This window comes from Streptomyces sp. NPDC031111 (assembly GCF_055570675.1).
Genome location: NZ_JBVIGS010000017.1, coordinates 124189 through 139511, shown reverse-complemented (window position 1 = coordinate 139511; position 15323 = coordinate 124189). Strand labels below are relative to the sequence as shown.

Sequence of the window (15323 nt, the reverse complement as noted above, 5' to 3'; positions counted from 1 at the left end):
GTAGGAGCACTAACCGATGGGCGAGGGGTACGCATGACCGACACCGGCCAGGTTCCGGGCGAGGGACTGCCGGAGAACGCAGGCATGGTGGAGCAGCCGGGCGTTCCCGCGCCCGAGGCGTACACCTACCTCTCCGACACTCCCCCCAACACCGCCAGTCCCGCCGAGGACGAGGACCTGTTGCTGCCCGGCGCCCAGGGTGCCTGGGGCAACGAGATCGCCCCGCCCGCGCCCGAGCCGGTCGTCGAGACCGTGCACGAGCCGGGCCCGCACGAGACGGCCGGCCGGGACAGCGGCTCGGTGGACCTCGGCGGCGTCCGGCTCCCCGAACCTCCGCCGGCGTCGGCCGCGCCGCCCCGTCCGCTGCACCTGGGCCCGCCCATTCCCAACCTGTCCGCCGGCCCGGTCCGCTCCCTCGCCGACCGCGGGCCCGCCGACCTGCCGACCCGCCAGGCCGGCCCGCCGACCCTCGGCCCCGAGTACCTCGACATCCCGCGCGCCCGGGAGGCGGCGGCACCGCAGGCGGCGGCGCCCTGGGCCGCGCAGGGGCAGGTGAGCGGGGTGGCACCGGCTGCGGAAACGGTTGTTCCGGCTCCGGTTCCGGCGCCCGGGCCGGTGGACGCGGCCCAGGCCGTCGTCGCTCGCGTCGCCACGGAGGCGGGGGCCGCGCAGGACACGGAGGGCGGCGGGATCGCGGTGGCGGGTGCGGGCGGGAGCCCGGCCGTCGCCGAGGCCGTACCGGAGGCGGGGGTGCCGCAGGCCGCGGACGTCCCGTCGGCGGAAGCCGTCGGCGTACCCGGCCCCGAGACCGTGCCGTCGCCGGAGGCCGCAGCGCCGGACCAGGCGGATGCTGCTCCGGCCGATGCCGTGGCGGCCGCGCCGGCCGTCGCGCCGGAGCCGGAGCCGGCGGCCGAAGTGGCCGCGCCGCCCGCGGAGCCTGCCGCTCCCGAGTACGCGCAGGAGGCCGACACACCTCAGCCCGCTCCGGAGCCGGTGGCCGAGGCCGTCGCGCCGCAGGCTGCCGAGGCGCCGGTCGCTGAGCCCGTCCCGCCGGAGCAGGTCCAGAGGGCCGAAGTGCCGCCGGCCGTGGAGGCGCCGGAGGCCGAAGGTGCCGGGACGGAGCCTGTCGAGGTCGGTTCGGCGCAGGCTGTCGAGGTTCCCCAGGTCGTTGAGGCGCCGGTTGCCGAGGGCACCGTGCCTCAGAGTGTGGATCTGCCCGGTACCGAGGTCGCTTCGGAGCAGGTTGCGGAGGTGGCCGAGGCCGCTGTTCCGCAGGCTGCCGAGGCGCAGGTTGCCGAGGCCGTCGCGCCGGAGGAGATCGCCGAGGCGCCCGTCGTCGAGGACGTCGTGCCGGAGCAGGCGGGGACTCCTGAAGCCGCGGCGGCGGGAACCGCGCCGTCCCCGGAGCCCACCACGCCGGTCGCCGACCCCGTCGTGCTCCCCGCGACGCCCGCCGCCCAGGAATCGGTCGTCGAGGCGGACATGGTCCAGGCCGTGCCCGAGCCCGCGGACGCCGCCGCACCCGACTCCGGAACGACGGCCGCCGAAGGCTTCGCCGTGACACCCCCCGCTGTCGGCGAGCCGGCCGCCGCCGAACCCGGCCTCGCACCGACTCCGGCCGACGGCACCCCCGTCCAGGGCCCCCAGCAGACCCCGACCCCCACCCTCCCCGGCACCGTCCACCCGGACGCCGAGCCGGACCAGCCCCTGGGTGAGTTCGTCCCCGTGGCCGGTACCGTGCCCACCACCCCGCACCTGGCGCCGACCCCGCCGCAGGGCGTGACCCTCCCGGCCGAGGAGCCCCTCGAGGCGGACACCGAGCCCGCGCAGAACCCGGACGACCTGGACACCCAGGGCGCCGGGGTCGACACCGAAGCCACCGCACGGCCCGCCGGCCCGGCCGCCCCCGGCTACGACGACGCCGAGCGCGAGGCCGTACTGAAGGTCATGCGCGAGCGCCGGGACATCCGCAACGGCTTCCGCGGCGACCCCATCCCGCACGAGGTGCTGCTCCGCGTCCTGGAGGCCGCCCACACCGCGCCCTCCGTCGGCCACTCGCAGCCCTGGGACTTCGTCGTCATCCGCTCCGCCGAGACCCGGCGCAGCATGCACGAACTGGCCATGCGTCAGCGCGAGGCGTACGCGAAGTCGCTCCCCAAGGGCCGGGCCAAGCAGTTCAAGGAACTCAAGATCGAGGCCATCCTCGACACCCCCGTGAACATCGTCGTCACCGCCGACCCGACCCGCGGTGGCCGCCACACCCTCGGCCGGCACACCCAGCCGCAGATGGCCCCGTACTCCTCCGCGCTCGCGGTCGAGAACCTCTGGCTCGCCGCCCGCGCCGAGGGCCTGGGCGTCGGCTGGGTCAGCTTCTTCGACGAGCGCGAGATGGTCCGCGCCCTCGGCCTGCCCGAGCACCTGGAGATCGTCGCCTACCTGTGCGTGGGCTACGTCGACGAGTTCCCGGACGAGCCCGAACTGATGCAGGCCGGCTGGTCCAAGCGCCGCCCGCTGTCCTGGGTCGTGCACGAGGAGACGTACGGCCGTCGCGCCCTGCCCGGAGAGGACCCCCACGACCTGCTCGCCGAGACCGTCGCACAGATCCGTCCCCTGGACGCCAAGGCGCTCGGTGAGGCATGGGAGCGCCAGAAGCGCATGACCAAGCCGGCCGGCGCGCTCGGCATGCTGGAGATCATCTCCGCCCAGCTCTCCGGACTGTCCCGCCAGTGCCCGCCGCCCGTCCCGGAGCCCGCGGCCGTCGCGATCTTCGCCGGCGACCACGGGGTGCACGCCCAGGGCGTCACCCCCTGGCCGCAGGAGGTCACCGCCCAGATGGTGGCCAACTTCCTCGGTGGGGGAGCGGTCTGCAACGCCTTCGCCGCCCAGGTGGGCGCCGAGGTCTGCGTCGTCGACGTGGGAGTCTCCTCCGACCTCCCGGCCACGCCCGGTCTGCTGCCGCGCAAGGTCCGCCCCGGCACGTCCGACATGACCACCGGCCCCGCGATGACCCGCGAGGAGGCCAAGAAGGCCATCGAGGTGGGCATCGAGACCGCCCGTGACCTGGTCGCGGCCGGCAACAAGGCACTCCTCACCGGTGAGATGGGCATCGCGAACACCACCGCGTCCGCCGCCCTCATCTCGGTCTTCACCGGCGCCGACCCGGCGGAGGTCACCGGCCGGGGCACCGGTATCAACGACGAGACCCTCGCCCGTAAGACGGAGGTCGTGCGCCGCGCCCTCGAACTCCACCAGCCGGACCCGGCCGACCCCATCGGCGCCCTCGCCGCCGTCGGCGGCTTCGAGCACGCGGCCATGGTCGGCCTGCTCCTCGGTGGCGCGTCGCTGCGTACGCCGGTGATCCTGGACGGCGTCAGCGCCGGTGCCGCCGCCCTGGTGGCCCGCGCGATCGCCCCCGAGGTGCTGGCCGCCTGCATCGCCGGCCACCGCAGCGCCGAGCCCGGCCACGTCGCCGCGCTCAACAAACTGGGCCTGCGCCCCCTGGTCGACCTCGACCTCCGCCTGGGCGAGGGCACGGGTGCCCTGCTGGCCCTCCCGCTCGTGCAGAGCACAGCACGCGCGATGCACGAGGTGGCGACCTTCGACTCGGCAGGAGTCACGGAGAAGTAGGGACGCCTGTCCACGGCCGTTGGCCGTGGACAGCACCGGGTGCCGCCGTCAACGCGCCGTTGGCCGTGGACAGCACCGGGTTCCGCCGTGGACGTGCCGGTGGTTGTGGGCAGTCGTTCCGCTGGGGCGATGGGGGTACCTCCCGCTCGAGCGAAGCCGAGAGTGGGGGAGGGTGGGCACAACCACCCCACAGCCGGCACCCGGCGCACCCTGCCCACCCACCGGACACCGGCCCCGCCAAACAACCCCGCCCGTTTAAAATTCGCACGTCAGGGCCACCGCACGCCGCAAGAGGAGCCGTACCCTCATGGCCGAACACCCCGCCTACCCCGTAGGCCTCCGCCTCACCGGCCGCCGCGTGGTCGTCCTTGGCGCCGGCCAGGTCGCCCAGCGCCGCCTCCCCGCCCTCATCGCCGCCGGCGCCGACATCCACCTCGTGTCCCCCGAGGCCACCCCCTCCGTCGAGGCCATGGCGGACACCGGCGAGATCACCTGGCACCGCCGCCCCTACGCCGAGGGCGACCTCTCGAACGCCTGGTACGCCCTCATCGCCACCAGCGACCCCGAGGCGAACACCCGTGCCTCCGCCGAGGCCGAGGCGAACCGCGTCTGGTGCGTCCGCTCCGACGACGCCGACGCGGCGACGGCATGGACCCCGGCCACCGGCACCAGCGAGGGCGTCACCGTCGCCGTTCTCACCACGAAGGCGCGCGGCCGCGACCCCCGCCACACCGCCGCCATCCGCGACGCCGTGGTCGAGGGCCTGCGCGACGGAACCCTGGTCGCCCCCCACCACCGCACCCGCACCCCGGGCGTCGCCCTGGTCGGCGGCGGCCCCGGCGACCCGGACCTGATCACCGTGCGCGGCCGTCGCCTGCTCGCCGAGGCCGACGTCGTCATCGCCGACCGGCTCGGCCCGCGCGACCTCCTCGCCGAACTCCCGCCGCACGTCGAGGTGATCGACGCGGCGAAGATCCCCTACGGCCGCTTCATGGCCCAGGAGGCCATCAACAACGCGCTCATCGAGCACGCCCGCAAGGGCAGGTCGGTGGTCCGGCTCAAGGGCGGCGACCCGTACGTCTTCGGCCGCGGCATGGAGGAACTCCAGGCGCTCGCCGAAGCGGGCATCCCCTGCACGGTCGTCCCCGGCATCTCCAGCTCCATCTCCGTCCCGGGCGCGGCCGGCATCCCGGTCACCCACCGCGGTGTGGCGCACGAGTTCACCGTGGTCAGCGGCCATGTCGCCCCCGACGACGAGCGCTCCCTGGTCGACTGGCCGTCGCTCGCGAAGCTGACCGGCACCCTCGTCGTCCTCATGGGCGTCGACAAGATCGGCCGGATCGCCGAGACCCTGGTCGCCCACGGCAAGTCCCCGGACACCCCGGTCGCCCTGGTCCAGGAGGGCACCACGGCCGCCCAGCGCCGCGTCGACGCCACCCTCGCCACGGTCGCCGAAGCGGTCGTCGCCCAGGAGGTCAAGCCGCCGGCCGTCATCGTCATCGGCGACGTCGTCGGCGTGGGCCCGCGCGGGGCGGCGTGACATGGCCGAACTCATCACCGTCGAGGACCCCGACGACCCGCGTCTGCACGACTACACCAACCTGACCGACGTCGAACTGCGCCGCCGCCGCGAACCCGCCGAGGGCCTGTTCATCGCCGAGGGCGAGAAGGTCATCCGGCGCGCCGGGGAAGCCGGCTACGCGATGCGCTCGATGCTGCTGTCGGCGAAGTGGGTCGACGTCATGCGGGACGTCATCGACCGCGCGGGCGCCCCGGTGTACGTCGTCGACCCCGCGCTCGCCGAAAAGGTCACCGGCTACCACGTGCACCGCGGCGCGCTCGCCTCCATGCAGCGCGCACCGCTGCCCGCCGCGGCCGACGTGCTCCGGACCGCACGCCGGGTCGTCGTCATGGAGGCGGTCAACGACCACACCAACATCGGCGCGATCTTCCGCTCCGCGGCTGCCCTCGGCATGGACGCCGTCCTGCTCTCCCCGGACTGCGCCGACCCCCTCTACCGCCGCAGCGTCAAGGTCTCCATGGGCGCGGTCTTCTCCGTGCCGTACGCCCGTCTGGACACCTGGCCCCAAGGCCTGGAGGCGGTGCGCGCGGCCGGGTTCCAACTGCTCGCCCTCACCCCGGCCGGGAAGGCCAGGGCCCTGGACGAGGTGGCCCCGCACCGGATGGAACGGGTGGCCCTGATGCTCGGCGCGGAGGGCGAGGGCCTCTCCGCCCGGGCCCTGGCCGCCGCCGACGAGTGGGTGCGCATCCCCATGTCGCACGACGTCGACTCCCTCAACGTGGGAGCCGCGGCGGCGGTCGCCTTCTACGCGGTGGCCACGGGACGTCCCGAGGCGTAAGGGCTGGGACCTACGCCGGTCCCTGGCAGCCCTGCACCAGCGCGATGCCGAGCGCGACCACCAGCGTCACCACCACGAACACGAACAGGCGCTGCCTGAGCAGCCGGGGGTTGGCCGGGCGCAGACCGGTACCGGTCGTACGGGGGCCCGGACGGCGGGCACCGGAGCCGGAACGCGTGGAGTTGCGCGGCGCGGGAGTGGAGTTCCGCGACGCCGGCGTGGGGCGCGATCCGGAGCGGGACGGCGTGCCGGCGCGCGGGGAGCTGTCGCGCGACCCGGCGCCGCGCGCCGGAGGGACGCTCCGGTTGCCGCGCCGGGGCATTGACCCGTTCGCCTTCGGGTTGCTGCCGCGCCCGCCCCGCGGTGGGGGAGTTCCGTTGCCTCCCCGTGAGCTCGGGTCGCCCTGACGCCGTCGCTGTGTGACGTCCGGGTAGGTGTCCGCGAGCCGTCCGGTGTGCCGCTCCGACTCCGCGTCGCGCGGGGCCGGGGGACGGACGTCGGCCAGGCCCTGGGCCTCCCGCGCGGCGATCTCCTTGAGACGCAGCGACAGTTGGAGCGTGCTGGGCCGCTCCTCCGGGTCCTTCGCCAGACACGCGCGGACGAGGGGGGCCAAGGCGTCCGGGACGCCGTGCAGTTGCGCCTCCTCGTGCACCACGCGGTACAGCATCACCTCGGAACTGCCGTGCCCGAACGGTGAGTCGCCCATCGACGCGTAGGCGAGCGTGGCACCCAGCGAGAACACGTCCGTGGCCGGTGTGACGGCCGCGCCGCGCACCTGCTCCGGGGCGAGGAAGCCGGGGGAGCCGACCGCCGTGCCGACGTGGGTGAGCGTCGACGCGCCGGTCGCCCACGCGATGCCGAAGTCGATGATCCGCGGCCCCTTCGGGGACAGCAGGATGTTGGACGGCTTGAGGTCACGGTGCACCACACCGGCCTCGTGCACCGCGACCAGGCCCTCGGACAGGGCCGCGCCCACGGCGGCGAGCTCGGCCGCGCCGAGCGGACCCTCGTCGGCGACCTTGTCGTGCAGCGACGGACCGGGCACGTACTGCGTGGCGAACCACGGCCGGTCCGCCTCCAGGTCGGCGGCCACCAGCCGGGCGGTACAGCCGCCGCGGATGCGACGCGCCGCCGAGACCTCGCGCGCGAACCGTGAGCGGAACTCCTGGTCCTCCGCGAGATCCGGACGGATGACCTTCAGCGCGACCCGCTGCCCCTTCTTGTCGGAGCCCAGGTAGACCACGCCCATCCCGCCCGCGCCGAGCCGTCGGTGAAGCCTGAAAGAGCCGACGACGCGCGGGTCCTCGCGCCTCAGGCGCATCATCGCCATGTTCATCCCCGCTGCCCGGTCCTGTGACGTGCCACAGCTTACGTTTCCACGGCCGCCCGTGCGCAGAGGCCGCGCCCTCTCGGATCGATGGATTGTCAGTGGTGGGTGGGAGACTTGAAGAGTGGTCAGGGAGCGTGCGGGCGGGCCGGGTTCGCGCGGGAGGTGATCCCAACCACCCGACAGCGAAGGGGGATTGATCGCGTGAAGGGTGACCGAGTGGAGATCGTCGTGGACGCGGGGGACACGACGCGTACATACGAGGTGGTGGCGAGCAGGGCGGGCCGCAGGGTCGAGACGGCGGTGCGCCGGGGGGTGGTGGAAGTGAGCGAAGTCACCCGAACCGGGGCGGTCGTACGGACGGCCCGGTTCATGGCGAACCGGGTGCTCGCGCTGGTGGAACAGCCGGTGCCGCGGGAGGACGGCTCGGAGAAAGCGGGGCAGAGCGGGCGGCCCTTCGGGGATGTCCCTGAGACGTAGGACCCCGTCTCCACCCAGGGGAGTACACCGTGCGGAATGGCTCATCCTCCGGGAGGCCCGGCAATCGGTACGAGGGCATGACGCCCGGGGAGCGCCGGACGCCTAGATTTGAGGTCAAGCGGCGGGTGCAGCACTCGTCCCCCGAGGTCAGACGCCCGCCGCTGCCAAAGACAACAGAAACGGCCAGGAGAGGGATCATGGCGTACACGGCACCGCGGACGACGCTCCGCACGCGGGAGAGCGGCGAGGGACGTCGCCATCCGCTGGTGGCGACGCTGATGGCTCTTCCCCTGGCGGTCCTGCTCCTCCTCGTCTTCGACGGGTGGGAGACGGTGACCACACAGGCGTCGTCCGTGGGCGAGATGCTGGGGCGCTGAACAGCGACCCCAGGCCCGGAAGAGCGGTCCGGGCGGGGACATCCACCCATGAAACCCCGTGGGGACGGGGGTGCGGCGGACGGCAAAATGCCGGCGCAGCTGGGGAGCTGCGCCGGCATTGCTTTTGCCCACGGCTGGTGGGCGCGTCGGCGGCGCCCGCCCACGGCCTGGCGCGAACCACATATCTCGGGGTGATGCGGGGCGCGGACGCGCCACCCACTGCGGGCGGCCACCCCTCCCCGCCCCCTCCGCGCCGTTACGCGGCTCCCCATCTCCGCCGGCTGCGGACAGCCACCCCGCCGCATCCGCGTGCAGCCGTCTGCCGCCCATCCGCGGGCAGTCGTCTGCCGCCCATCCGCGGGCAGTCGTCTGCCGCCCATCCGCGGGCAGTCGTGCCGCTGGGGCGGCACGGGTGGGCGCGACGGCACCCCGCAAGCGCCGGGCTGCGCGACCCACCCCCGGACCACACCAAGGCGGGCACCCCGCAAGCGCCGGGCCGCGCAGACACCCCCCCGCCCACAGCAGCACCCCGCACCCGCAATCCCCCAACCGCAGCGCGCCGCAGCACCTCACGCGCCCCCGGCTAACCTCACCCCGTGACCACGGACCTCCTCCCCGCCCTGACCGCGCACGTCACGGCAACGGCCCACCTGAGCACCCGCACCCGCACCCCCACCTGCCCCTGCCCCACAACCACCCTCACCGACCGAGAAGACACCACCGTCCTCCGCCACGCCGGCACCGTCGCCAAGGCCCACGCCCCCGGCACCACCCCCACCGACCTCACCCCCCGGGTCACCACCGCCGCCCAGCTCCCCGGCATCCTCCTCCCCCCACTCACCCCGACACCCGTCGAACTGCACGGACGCCTCGTCACCCACTGGCCGTACGGCACCCCCGTGGACCCGGACGACCCCGACGCCGCCCCCTGGGAAGCCGCCGCCACCCTCCTCGCCCTCCTCCACCGCACCCCACCCCCCACCGCCGTACCCCCCATGCGCGGCCCCGCCAAGGCCGCCCACGCCCTCACCCGCCTCCGCACCACCGCGCCCGACCACCCCGCCACCGCCCCCGTACTCCGGGCATGGGCCACCCTCCCGCCCTGGGCCCGCGGCGAGCACCTCCCGCCGACCGACGCGACGACCACCCCGACGACCACCCTCTGCCACGGCGACTTCCACCTCGGCCAGCTCGTACGCCACCCGGCACCCGACGGCCCCTGGCTGCTGATAGACGTCGACGACCTCGGCACGGGCGTACCGGCGTGGGACCTGGCCCGCCCGGCCGCCTGGTTCGCCTGCGGACTGCTCGCGCCCGAGGAGTGGCTCCGCTTCCTGGCCGCCTACCGCGCCGCCGGCGGCCCCGCGGTACCCGCGGGCGGCGACCCCTGGGACGTACTGGACGTTCCCGCCCGTGCCCTCACCGCACAGACGGCCGCCCGTGCCGTCTCCAAGGCGGTCGCGGCGGGCCGGGGCCTCGACGAGGTGGAGCGGTCCCTGGTCGACGCCTGCGTGCGCATCGGCTCCGGCCGCCCGTCCGGCCCGTCGAGTTGAGCCGAAGTTTCGCGAAGTAGGGTGCAACCGACCCACAGCCGGACAGAGTCTGTCCTGGCGATACGCGAAGCAGGAACGACCGGCGAGGAGTTGAACCGATCATGCAGTGTCCGAAGTGCCGTGCCCCGATGCACACCTACAACCGCAACGGTGTCCAGATCGAGCAGTGCAGCGGGTGCCGAGGCATCTTCCTCGACTACGGCGAGCTGGAGTCGCTGACCCGGCTGGAGGCCCAGTGGTCGCAGCCCGCCCCGCCGCCGCCCGCCGCGCCGCAGGCCTACCCCGCCGCGCCGGCCCCCGCCTGGGGCGCCCCGCACGGCCACCACGGTCACCACCGCCGCAAGAGCTTCGGGCACATGCTCTTCTCCAGCTGACGGAGACACGACGAAGCCCCCGGTCGGCGGACCGGGGGCTTCGGGCTGTGGACGATACTGGGATTGAACCAGTGACCTCTTCCGTGTCAGGGAAGCGCTCTCCCGCTGAGCTAATCGTCCTCGGGACCACGATCACTCCAAGGAGCGGATCATGGGCACTGCGTGCGCGATACTGGGATTGAACCAGTGACCTCTTCCGTGTCAGGGAAGCGCTCTCCCGCTGAGCTAATCGCGCGGGTCAGACCTTCGATGATCTGTCGAAGATCCAGTGGACGATACTGGGATTGAACCAGTGACCTCTTCCGTGTCAGGGAAGCGCTCTCCCGCTGAGCTAATCGTCCTTGGAGGTGGAGACGGGATTTGAACCCGTGTAGACGGCTTTGCAGGCCGTTGCCTCGCCTCTCGGCCACTCCACCAGGAGTGTAGGGGACCGGGAAGCCCCCTCTTCCTTCGAGCGGACGACGAGGCTCGAACTCGCGACCTCAACCTTGGCAAGGTTGCGCTCTACCAACTGAGCTACGTCCGCCTGTCGTTTCGGTCGGCTTGCGCGTCCCGGCGACGAAGTGAACTCTAGCGGATTCCGGGGCCAGTACAAAAACCCGTTTGTGCAGCGTGCTGCGCTGCGCCTGCTCACGGACGTGCCCGGCGTCCCCCGACAGGCGTGACCACGTCGGCGGAAAGGCGGCGGTCATAGACTCGTCACGTGCTCGACCTTGCGCCTCTCGCCCGTTTCGGCGACCTCGTCGCGACCGGACTCCTCGACGTCACCGACGACCCCGCCGCCCTGGACTCCACCGGTTTCTGGGCCGTCGCCGCGGACTTCGAGGGCCGGCTGACCTGCGCCCGCTTCCGGGAGGTCGTGGAGCGACCGGTCCCGGCCCCGGTGCCGGGGGCCTGGCGGGGACCGGGGGCCGGTGACTGGACGTCCTCGCTGGACCGCGGCGCGTACACGGCGGCCGTACGCCGAATCCGCGATCACATAGCCGCCGGCGAGGTCTACCAGGCGAACCTCTGCCGGGTCCTGTCCGCCCCCGTGCCCGCCGACGCCGACGTGGACGCCCTCACCGCCCTGCTCGCCCGCGGGAACCCGGCACCGTATGCCGGAACGATTCGGCTGCCCGGGCACGGCGTGGAGATCGCCACCGCGTCGCCCGAGCTGTTCCTGCGCCGGGAGGGCCGGGTCGTCGAGTCCGGGCCGATCAAGGGCACCGGGCGCACCGAGGCCGACCTGCTGGAGAAGGACTACGCCGAGAACGTGATGATCGTGGACCTGGTCCGCAACGACATCGGACAGGTCTGCGCCACCGGCACGGTGACCGTGCCCGACCTGTGCGCCGTCGAGAAGCATCCGGGTCTCGTCCACCTCGTGTCGACCGTGCGCGGCGAGCTGCGGGACGGCGCGGGATGGCCCGAGCTGCTCGGCGCCGCCTTCCCGCCCGGCTCCGTCACCGGGGCGCCCAAGTCGAGCGCCCTGCGGATCATCGACGCGCTGGAGACGGCGCCCCGCGGCCCGTACTGCGGCGGCATCGGCTGGGTCGACGCGGACCGCGGCACCGGAGTGCTGGCGGTGGGCATCCGCACCTTCTGGATCGACCGGGCCGCCGGCGGCGACGCCGTCCTGCGGTTCGGCACCGGCGCCGGCATCACCTGGGGCTCCGACCCCGAGGGGGAGTGGCGGGAGACCGAACTGAAGGCCTCCCGGCTGCTCGCGGTAGCGTCGGGAACGTACGAGGTGAGTGAAGGGACCTAGAGGTGAAGATCTGGCTCGACGGCGGGCTCCAGGACATGGAGTCCGCCCGTGTCTCCGTCTTCGACCACGGACTGACCGTGGGCGACGGCATCTTCGAGACGGTGAAGGCCGTGGACGGCCATCCGTTCGCGCTCACCCGGCATCTCGACCGGCTGACCCGGTCGGCCCGTGGGCTCGGGCTGCCCGACCCGGACCTCGACGAGGTCCGCCGCGCCTGCGCCGCCGTCCTCGAGGCCAACCCGATGCCGCTGGGCCGGCTGCGCCTCACCTACACCGGCGGCCACGGCCCGCTCGGCTCCGACCGCGGCGACCACGGCCCGACCCTGGTGGTCGCCGTCGGCGAGACCACCCGCCGCCCCGACTCCACCGCGGTCGTCACCGTCCCCTGGACCCGCAACGAGCGCGGCGCGCTCACCGGCCTGAAGACCACCTCGTACGCCGAGAACGTCGTCGCCCTGGCCCGCGCCCGCGAGCGGGGCGCCTCCGAGGCGCTGTTCGGCAACACGGTGGGGCAGCTCTGCGAGGGCACCGGGTCGAACGTCTTCGTCGTCCTCGACGGCGAGATCCACACCCCGCCGCTCGCCTCCGGCTGTCTCGCCGGCATCACCCGCGCCCTCGCCGTCGAGTGGACCGGCGCCAGGGAGACCGACCTGCCGCTGGACGTCCTGGAGCGGGCCGAGGAGATCTTCCTCACGTCCACCCTGCGCGACGTCCAGGCCGTCCACCGCGCCGACGACCGCGAACTGCCCGGCGCCCCGGGCCCGGTGACCGCCAAGGCCATGCGGATCTTCGACGAGCGCTCCGGGGCCGACCTGGATCCGTGACCGGCCCGAAATTCGGCTGATCCCGGTCTCGGCAACGGGTAGAACACCTTCGATGACCACGACCCTGCGGCCGGCCGAGCCGCTTCAGCAGAACCCCGACGGCACGCGTTCGCGCCGCTACCAGGTGTGTGTGAACAGCCGTCCCGTCGGAGACGTCCACCTCGGCACACATCCCGTCTTCGGCGAGGGCGTGGCCCGGATCATGAGCCTGCGCATCGAGGAGCCGGACCGCCGGCGCGGCCGGGGCACGGTGGCCGCGCTCGCCGCGGAGGAGGTGGCGCGCGGCTGGGGCTGCGCGCGTATCGAGGCGACGGTCCCCGCCGACTCCGGCACCGCCCTCGCGCTCGCGACCGCGCTCGGTTACGTCGTCCGCAACCGGAACATGGAGAAGCACCTCGGCGACACCCCGCCCGCCCTGCCGGAGGGCAGCGTGGCACGGCCCATGACGGAGGCCGAGTTCGGGCGCTGGAGGGCGAAGGGCCAGGAGGACTACGCGCGGAACTGGACCGAGCGCGGGGTCCCGGAGGCCGAGGCGCGGGCCAAGGCGGTGAGCGACGACGCCGTGCTGCTGCCCGCGGGCCGCACCACCGAGGGCATGCTCTTCAGCGTCCTCGAACACCGGGGCACCGCCGTGGGCACCCTGTGGCTGGCGGTGCGCGAGGACCGGGCCTTCGTCTTCGACGTCGAGGCCGGCGCCGCCCACCGCGGCCGGGGGCACGGACGCACGCTCATGCTGCTCGCCGAGGCCCAGGCGGCCGCCGCGGGCAAGCGGATCATCGGCCTCAACGTGTTCGCCGGCAACACCCCGGCCGAGCGGCTCTACGACTCGCTCGGCTACGGCACGACGCGGTACTTCCTGTACAAACCGCTCCTGTGACGGCCGGCGGGGTCCGGCCGTACGGGGTCAGCCCTCCTGCTCGGCCAGCAGCCGGTCCACGATCTCCTCGACGCGCTCGCGCAGGCCCTCCTGGCTCTTGCCGCCGTCGAGCCGCTCACCGCCGATGACGTACGTCGGGGTGCCCGTCACCCCGATCGCCTTGCCCTCCGCCTGGTCCGCGTCCACGATCAGGATGTGCCGTCCGTCGATCAGCGCGGTGTCGAACTCCTCGGCGTCCAGCCCCAGTTCGCGGGCGACCTCGACCAGGAAGGGCTCTCCCGCTCGGTCCAGCTCCTCGACCCGCCCCAGCACGGCCTCGACGTACGGCCAGCCCTGCCCCTGCTCCAGCGCCTCCTCGGCGGCCTGGGCGGCGGCGAAGGCGTGCTTGTGCTTCTCCAGCGGGAAGTGCCGCAGCCGCAGCTCCAGGCGGTCGCCGTAGCGGGCCCGCAGGGCGCGGAGGTCGTCGAGGGCGGTACGGCAGTCCGCGCACTGAAGCTCGCACCAGACGTCGAGCACGGGAACGGCGGAACGGGCGGGGGAGGAGTCGCTCATGGCCACAGTCTCCCAGCCGGGCCCCCGCACCACCGAATCGGACCGGGCGGGCCTGGTGCTCGGCCTCCGCGGCCGTCACCGGGGGACCGTCCGGCGAACCGGGCTGCTGTGGGTCAACCCGCTGCCGCCGCGCCGCCGGGTCGACGTGCGGCTGCGGCACTGGCGCGGGGAGCCGATGCAGGCAGCAGACCGGAGCGGGGTGGCGCTGCGGGTGGCCGTCCTCTTCGTCAGGCGGGTGCCCACCGGCACCTGGGGAGGAGCGCCGACCCGGAGATGTCCCTGATGTCCCGGCCGGGCATGGCCCGGCGGGGCCCGGCAGGTGCAGGATGGAAGAGACGAAGTGCCCACTGCGACCGCACCCTGCCTGGAGGACCGGATGATTGCCGAGACCGTCTGCTCCGCCGTCTCCGCGGCAGGCCTGGGCATCGCGGTGGTCACGGCCTACCGCAAACGCTTCCTCGCGGCGGCCCGCATCGCCGCCTACTCGCTCGTTCCCATCGGCCTGGTGATGACCGGCGTCGTGGACTGGCTGGCCGACACCGCCTTCAGCCCGACCGCATGGGCCGGCTTCGGCGTGCTGGGTCTTTCGTGGGTGCTGTTCGCGACCACCCGCACCGTGGAGCGACGGCGCGGCGGTACCCGCAAGGAGCGCAAGGCCGCCCGCGCCGCCGCACAGCCCGAGGCGGTTTCCCCGGGGGCCTCCGCGCCCTCCCTGGGCCAGGGAGCCCGGCCGGCGGCCCGTCCCGCCCCCGCCTCCCGGGGCGACGACGACTTCAGCGACATCGAGGCCATCCTCAAGAAGCACGGCATCTGACCCGCCGCACCCCCGCACCCCCTCCGACCGGCAGAAGCGTCACAGGGGGTCCCCGAGCGCCCCGAAGTGATCACAACCCGACCCGGAGATCGCGGAATCGGCGAACTCGCACCCTTTCCGTGAGTGTTGATCGCGTCGGGAGCTCCCGATGCGTCATCATCGCGGCGAGATGCTGGACACGACACAGAGCGATGCCGCGCCGCAGCAGGACGAGCCGCGTGGATGTCTCTTCGCCCTTTCCCAGCCACCGCTGATGATCTTCCTGGCGGTGATCGGGTGTCTGCTGCTCACGGCCGCACTGCACGACCTGCTCTGGCTGTGAGCCGTACCCGCGGTACCCGACGTCACCCGTCGGGACCGCGTCGGCACGGCATCGAAACCGACCTCAGGGCCTCTCTCCGGGGCCGC

General features: G+C 73.8%; 14 protein-coding genes, 5 tRNA genes and 1 pseudogene. 13 read left to right on the top strand and 7 right to left on the bottom strand.

Going from position 1 to position 15323, the window contains the following annotated elements; genetic code table 11:
* Positions 1-33: 33 nt before the first annotated feature.
* The 3 genes from cobT to ACZ470_RS30115 all read left to right on the top strand — a co-directional run bounded on the left by cobT (position 34) and on the right by ACZ470_RS30115 (position 5987).
* Positions 34-3627, top strand: a complete 3594-nt coding sequence (cobT, locus tag ACZ470_RS30125; RefSeq protein WP_468432272.1) for a nicotinate-nucleotide--dimethylbenzimidazole phosphoribosyltransferase — start codon at positions 34-36, stop codon at positions 3625-3627.
* 307 nt (positions 3628-3934) lie between these two features.
* Positions 3935-5167 (top strand): uroporphyrinogen-III C-methyltransferase, encoded by a 1233-nt coding sequence (gene cobA, locus ACZ470_RS30120; protein WP_468432270.1) that lies wholly within the window; start codon positions 3935-3937, stop codon positions 5165-5167.
* A 1-nt stretch (position 5168) separates the two neighbouring features.
* Positions 5169-5987: a TrmH family RNA methyltransferase gene (locus tag ACZ470_RS30115; protein ID WP_468432268.1), complete on the top strand. Its 819-nt coding sequence runs from the start codon at positions 5169-5171 to the stop codon at positions 5985-5987.
* 10 nt (positions 5988-5997) lie between these two features.
* On the opposite strand, the gene ACZ470_RS30110 is transcribed toward ACZ470_RS30115, so the two are convergent.
* Positions 5998-7323: a serine/threonine-protein kinase gene (locus tag ACZ470_RS30110; RefSeq protein ID WP_468432267.1), complete on the bottom strand. Its 1326-nt coding sequence runs from the start codon at positions 7321-7323 to the stop codon at positions 5998-6000.
* Positions 7324-7518: 195 nt separating this feature from the next.
* Between ACZ470_RS30110 and ACZ470_RS30105 the strand changes: the two genes are divergently transcribed.
* The 4 genes from ACZ470_RS30105 (at position 7519) to ACZ470_RS30090 (ending at position 10098) form a co-directional block, all read left to right on the top strand.
* Positions 7519-7794 (top strand): hypothetical protein, encoded by a 276-nt coding sequence (locus ACZ470_RS30105; protein WP_468432266.1) that lies wholly within the window; start codon positions 7519-7521, stop codon positions 7792-7794.
* Positions 7795-7991: 197 nt separating this feature from the next.
* Positions 7992-8171: a hypothetical protein gene (locus ACZ470_RS30100; RefSeq protein WP_468432264.1), complete on the top strand. Its 180-nt coding sequence runs from the start codon at positions 7992-7994 to the stop codon at positions 8169-8171.
* A gap of 596 nt (positions 8172-8767) precedes the next feature.
* Positions 8768-9724: a phosphotransferase family protein gene (locus ACZ470_RS30095; RefSeq protein WP_468432263.1), complete on the top strand. Its 957-nt coding sequence runs from the start codon at positions 8768-8770 to the stop codon at positions 9722-9724.
* A 101-nt stretch (positions 9725-9825) separates the two neighbouring features.
* The gene (locus ACZ470_RS30090) at positions 9826-10098 is read left to right on the top strand and encodes a TFIIB-type zinc ribbon-containing protein (protein WP_468432262.1); all 273 of its coding nucleotides are present in this window, start codon (positions 9826-9828) and stop codon (positions 10096-10098) included.
* Positions 10099-10146: 48 nt separating this feature from the next.
* Here the strand turns inward: ACZ470_RS30090 and ACZ470_RS30085 are convergent.
* From ACZ470_RS30085 to ACZ470_RS30065, 5 genes are all read right to left on the bottom strand, one after another.
* Positions 10147-10218: transfer RNA gene (locus tag ACZ470_RS30085), tRNA-Val, on the bottom strand.
* A gap of 43 nt (positions 10219-10261) precedes the next feature.
* Positions 10262-10333 (bottom strand) — tRNA-Val (locus ACZ470_RS30080).
* 34 nt (positions 10334-10367) lie between these two features.
* A tRNA-Val gene (locus tag ACZ470_RS30075) sits at positions 10368-10439 on the bottom strand.
* 1 nt (position 10440) lies between these two features.
* Positions 10441-10514, bottom strand: a tRNA-Cys gene (locus tag ACZ470_RS30070).
* Positions 10515-10551: 37 nt separating this feature from the next.
* Positions 10552-10624: transfer RNA gene (locus ACZ470_RS30065), tRNA-Gly, on the bottom strand.
* A 177-nt stretch (positions 10625-10801) separates the two neighbouring features.
* On the opposite strand from ACZ470_RS30065, the gene ACZ470_RS30060 reads away from it, so the two are divergent.
* Genes ACZ470_RS30060 through ACZ470_RS30050 form a run of 3 tightly spaced genes read left to right on the top strand, consistent with a single transcriptional unit; the run spans position 10802 to position 13549 of the window.
* The gene (locus tag ACZ470_RS30060; RefSeq protein WP_468432261.1) at positions 10802-11848 is read left to right on the top strand and encodes a chorismate-binding protein; all 1047 of its coding nucleotides are present in this window, start codon (positions 10802-10804) and stop codon (positions 11846-11848) included.
* Positions 11849-11850: 2 nt separating this feature from the next.
* Positions 11851-12672, top strand: coding sequence for an aminotransferase class IV (locus ACZ470_RS30055; protein WP_468432260.1), 822 nt, complete (start codon positions 11851-11853; stop codon positions 12670-12672).
* A gap of 52 nt (positions 12673-12724) precedes the next feature.
* Entirely contained in the window at positions 12725-13549 is an 825-nt protein-coding gene (locus tag ACZ470_RS30050) for a GNAT family N-acetyltransferase (RefSeq protein WP_468432258.1), read from the top strand.
* A gap of 27 nt (positions 13550-13576) precedes the next feature.
* On the opposite strand, the gene ACZ470_RS30045 is transcribed toward ACZ470_RS30050, so the two are convergent.
* Entirely contained in the window at positions 13577-14101 is a 525-nt protein-coding gene (locus ACZ470_RS30045; RefSeq protein WP_468432256.1) for a DsbA family protein, read from the bottom strand.
* 38 nt (positions 14102-14139) lie between these two features.
* On the opposite strand from ACZ470_RS30045, the pseudogene ACZ470_RS30040 reads away from it, so the two are divergent.
* From ACZ470_RS30040 to ACZ470_RS30030, 3 genes and pseudogenes are all read left to right on the top strand, one after another.
* Positions 14140-14339, top strand: a pseudogene (locus ACZ470_RS30040) (SPFH domain-containing protein); the annotation flags it as partial.
* Between the two features lie 138 nt (positions 14340-14477).
* Positions 14478-14915 (top strand): hypothetical protein, encoded by a 438-nt coding sequence (locus ACZ470_RS30035; protein WP_468432377.1) that lies wholly within the window; start codon positions 14478-14480, stop codon positions 14913-14915.
* Positions 14916-15063: 148 nt separating this feature from the next.
* On the top strand, positions 15064-15237 hold the full coding sequence (locus ACZ470_RS30030; RefSeq protein WP_156698612.1) for a hypothetical protein: 174 nt from the start codon (positions 15064-15066) through the stop codon (positions 15235-15237).
* Positions 15238-15323: the final 86 nt, after the last annotated feature.

Excerpts from the sequence above, each read along its gene's own strand:
- ACZ470_RS30090 (WP_468432262.1), top strand. The coding sequence starts at position 9,826 with ATGCAGTGTCCGAAGTGCCGTGCCCCGATGCACACCTACAACCGCAAC.
- ACZ470_RS30100 (WP_468432264.1), top strand. The coding sequence starts at position 7,992 with ATGGCGTACACGGCACCGCGGACGACGCTCCGCACGCGGGAGAGCGGC.
- ACZ470_RS30050 (WP_468432258.1), top strand. The coding sequence starts at position 12,725 with ATGACCACGACCCTGCGGCCGGCCGAGCCGCTTCAGCAGAACCCCGAC.
- cobT (WP_468432272.1), top strand. The coding sequence starts at position 34 with ATGACCGACACCGGCCAGGTTCCGGGCGAGGGACTGCCGGAGAACGCA.
- cobA (WP_468432270.1), top strand. The coding sequence starts at position 3,935 with ATGGCCGAACACCCCGCCTACCCCGTAGGCCTCCGCCTCACCGGCCGC.
- ACZ470_RS30030 (WP_156698612.1), top strand. The coding sequence starts at position 15,064 with ATGCGTCATCATCGCGGCGAGATGCTGGACACGACACAGAGCGATGCC.
- ACZ470_RS30110 (WP_468432267.1), bottom strand. The coding sequence starts at position 7,323 with ATGAACATGGCGATGATGCGCCTGAGGCGCGAGGACCCGCGCGTCGTC.
- ACZ470_RS30115 (WP_468432268.1), top strand. The coding sequence starts at position 5,169 with ATGGCCGAACTCATCACCGTCGAGGACCCCGACGACCCGCGTCTGCAC.
- ACZ470_RS30045 (WP_468432256.1), bottom strand. The coding sequence starts at position 14,101 with ATGAGCGACTCCTCCCCCGCCCGTTCCGCCGTTCCCGTGCTCGACGTC.
- ACZ470_RS30035 (WP_468432377.1), top strand. The coding sequence starts at position 14,478 with ATGATTGCCGAGACCGTCTGCTCCGCCGTCTCCGCGGCAGGCCTGGGC.